Source organism: Streptomyces sp. CO7, assembly GCF_053474865.1.
On record NZ_JBRIOU010000007.1, the window covers coordinates 186605 to 189935 of the forward strand.

The window sequence follows — 3331 nt, forward strand, 5'->3', positions numbered from 1 at the left end:
CTCCAGGTCCCGTGCGATCGGGCAGCGGGGGGACACCGGGGCCCGCGGCTCCCCCTGGGGCGGGCAGAATGGGCGCATGTCCACCGCGCGTTCCTGCCCCTGCGGGCTGCCCCGGCCGTACGACGCCTGCTGCGGGCGGTTCCACTCCGGTTCCGCCGTCGCGGCCACCGCCGAGCAGCTGATGCGCTCCCGGTACAGCGCCTTCGTGAAGCTGGAGGCGGGGTACCTGCTGCGCACCTGGCACCCGCGGACCCGTCCGGCGGAGCTCGACCTGGACCCCGGCACCCGCTGGACGGGGCTGGAGATCCTGGCCACCGAGGGCGGGACCGCCTTCCACTCCACCGGCACGGTCACCTTCCGCGCCTCCTACCGCGGCGGCGCGATGACCGAGCACAGCCGCTTCGAGCGGGAACAGGGCGGCGCCGGGGCCTGGCTGTACGTGGACGGCGACGTCTCGGGCTGAGCGCGGCCAGGGCGCGGGCTCAGGCACGCCCGCTCAGGCGCCCCCGCGGAGCTCCCTCAGCCGGTGGTAGGCGGCCAGGCCGTCCGGCACCCACTCCCAGGTGTCGATGCGGGCCGCCAGCTCCTCCTCCGTGAGGAAGGCGTGCCAGGCGACCTCCTCCGGCTGGGGCCGCACCGGCTGCCCGCAGCGGACCTGGTGGACGGCCGACCACCAGCTGTGGCCGGCGCCGTCGTCGTAGAGGAACTTGTCCAGGAACTCCGGCTGCGGCAGCCCGCTCACCCCCAGCTCCTCCTCGGCCTCGCGCAGGGCGGCCGCCTCGTAGGACTCCCCCGAGCCGACCACCCCGCCCACGAACATGTCGTACAGGGACGGGTACACCAGCTTGGTGGCCGTCCTGCGGTGGACGAAGACGCGGCCCTCGGTGTCCCGCGCCTCGACGAAGACGCAGCGGTGCCGCAACCCCCGCGCGTACACCTCCCCGCGCGGCCGCCGGCCGACGACCCGGTCGTGCTCGTCGACGACGTCGAGGATCTCCTCCGCCGAACGTGCGGCGTGCGCGGCCAGGAAGTCCGCGTCGGGCTCGGAACCGGTCATGCCGACATCCAACCGCACCCGCCGCCGGGCGACCCGCTCCCGCGGTCAGTCCACGAGGCCGAACCCACCGGTCCAGGCGATCTTCTCCCGCGCGGCGAGGGTGAGCTGGAGGAAGCCGAGCGCCTCCAGCTCGCGGGCACGCTCGAGGGATCCGGCGTCGACGGCGCGCAGGCCGCCGGCGGTGACCACGCCGGCGAGCAGCGCCTTGGAGTCGGCGTCGTCGCCGGCGACGAGGATGGTGGTGGGGAGCTCGCCGACGGTTCCGGACGCCAGCGTGGCGGCGAAGGTCGTGTTGAAGGCCTTCAGCACCTTCGACCGCGGCAGCGCGGCGGCGATTGCGGCCGCGGCGGAGCTGTCGGCGGGGACGACGAGGGAGTCGAAGGTCGAGAAGTCCAGCGGGTTGGTGATGTCCACGACGACCTTGCCGGCCAGCTGCTCGCCGCGCGCGTCGAGGACGGCGTCGACGGCGGGGTAGGGCACGGCGAGGACGACGATGTCGCCGGTGAGGGACTTGTCGGCGTCGGCCCTGCCGAGCAGCTCGACGGTACTGCCGCCCCGGGTGGCGACGCCGGCGATCGCCTGGCCCATGGTGCCGGTGCCGATGATGCTGAGATGTGCCACGAGGCGCTCCTTGGGACGGGGACCTGGGAGGTTGTCGCTCCCACTGTCACCTCGGGCGCGGCCCCGGCCCGCTCCTCACCCGGCCGTGACGCCCTCCGACCACCCGAACGCACCGAGACGCCCGGGCGGCTGCCGCCGCGCCGGGCGCACGTGGCCCGCGACCGTGACCGGTGCGAAGCGGACCGGCCGCTCCACCCCGGTCACGGCCGCAGGCCCTAGACGAAGACCGACAGCAGCAGCACCGTCGCCCCGCCGACCACCGAGATCAGCGTCTCCATCACCGACCAGGTCTTGATCGTCTGGCCGACGGAGAGCCCGAAGTACTCCTTGACCAGCCAGAACCCGGCGTCGTTGACGTGGCTGAAGAAGACCGATCCGGCGCCGACGGCCAGGACCAGCAGCGCCGTCTGAGCCGGGGACATGCCCGCCGCGAGCGGGGCGACCAGGCCGGCCGCCGAGATGGTGGCGACCGTGGCCGAGCCGGTGGCCAGGCGGATCACCACGGCGATCAGCCAGGCGAGCAGCAGCGCGGGGATCGACCAGTTCTCGGATATCTCGAGGATCATCTGCCCGACGCCCGAGTCGATCAGGGTCTGCTTGAAGCCGCCGCCCGCGCCGACGATCAGCAGGATGCCGGCGATCGGGGCGAGGGACTTCTCGACGGTGGTGGAAAGACGCTCCTTGGTGAAGCCGGCGGCGCGGCCCAGCGTGAACAGGCCCACCAGCACGGCGGCGAGCAGGGCGATCATCGGGGAGCCGACGACGTCGAAGACGCGCTGGACGGAGTTCTCCGGGTCGTCCACGACGATGTCGACGAGCGCCTTGGCCAGCATCAGCACGACCGGCAGCAGCATGGTGGCGAGGGTCGGGGCGAAGCCGGGGCGCTTGGCCGGGTCCTGGTCCTCGTCGACGACGGGGACCATCCGCTCCGGCGCGGGCACGTCCACCCAGCGGGCGGCGTAGCGGGAGAAGAGCGGACCGGCGACGATCACCGTGGGGATCGCGACGACCAGGCCCAGCGCCAGCGTGAGGCCGAGGTCGGCGTCCACCGCGTCGATGGCGGCCAGCGGGCCGGGGTGCGGCGGGATCAGGCCGTGCATCACGGAGAGGCCGGCCAGGGCGGGGATGCCGATCCGCATCAGGGAGAAGTTGCCGCGGCGGGCCACCATCAGCACCACCGGGATCAGCAGGACCACGCCGACCTCGAAGAACAACGGCAGGCCGATCACCGAGGCGATCAGCACCATCGCCCACGGCATGGCCCGGCCGTTCGCCTTGGCCAGGATGGTGTCGACGATCCGGTCGGCGCCGCCGGAGTCGGCGAGCAGCTTGCCGAGGACGGCGCCCAGCGCGATCAGCACGCCGACGCCCGAGACGGTGGAGCCCAGCCCCGTGGTGAAGCTGGCGATGGTCTTGTCCAGCGGGGCGCCGGCGAAGGCGCCGAGGGCCAGCGAGCCGACAGTCAGCGCCAGGAAGGCGTGCAGCTTGAACTTGGTGATGAGCACGACGATGACGGCGATGCCCGCGAGCACGGCGATGCCCAGGTGGGCATGGCCGGCCGAGGTGATCGGCTCGACGGCGTCCGCCGCCAGAGTCTCGACGCTGAGTCTGGTCACGGTGGTTCCTTGCGAGGGGGATGCGTGGGGGCCTGGG

At 73.3% G+C, this 3331-nt stretch carries 4 protein-coding genes; 1 reads left to right on the top strand and 3 read right to left on the bottom strand.

From position 1 onward, the window contains the following. Nucleotides 1-76: 76 nt before the first annotated feature. Entirely contained in the window at nt 77-463 is a 387-nt protein-coding gene (locus tag ACOV8S_RS24670; RefSeq protein ID WP_448320383.1) for a YchJ family protein, read from the top strand. A gap of 33 nt (nt 464-496) precedes the next feature. Here the strand turns inward: ACOV8S_RS24670 and ACOV8S_RS24675 are convergent, their stop codons facing one another. The 3 genes from ACOV8S_RS24675 to ACOV8S_RS24685 all read right to left on the bottom strand — a co-directional run bounded on the left by ACOV8S_RS24675 (nt 497) and on the right by ACOV8S_RS24685 (nt 3294). Further along, nucleotides 497-1057, bottom strand: a complete 561-nt coding sequence (locus ACOV8S_RS24675; protein WP_448320384.1) for an NUDIX domain-containing protein — start codon at nt 1055-1057, stop codon at nt 497-499. A 45-nt stretch (nt 1058-1102) separates the two neighbouring features. Further along, the gene (locus ACOV8S_RS24680; protein WP_448320386.1) at nt 1103-1678 is read right to left on the bottom strand and encodes an NADPH-dependent F420 reductase; all 576 of its coding nucleotides are present in this window, start codon (nt 1676-1678) and stop codon (nt 1103-1105) included. A 215-nt stretch (nt 1679-1893) separates the two neighbouring features. After that, nucleotides 1894-3294, bottom strand: a complete 1401-nt coding sequence (locus ACOV8S_RS24685) for a GntP family permease (protein WP_448320388.1) — start codon at nt 3292-3294, stop codon at nt 1894-1896. Nucleotides 3295-3331: the final 37 nt, after the last annotated feature.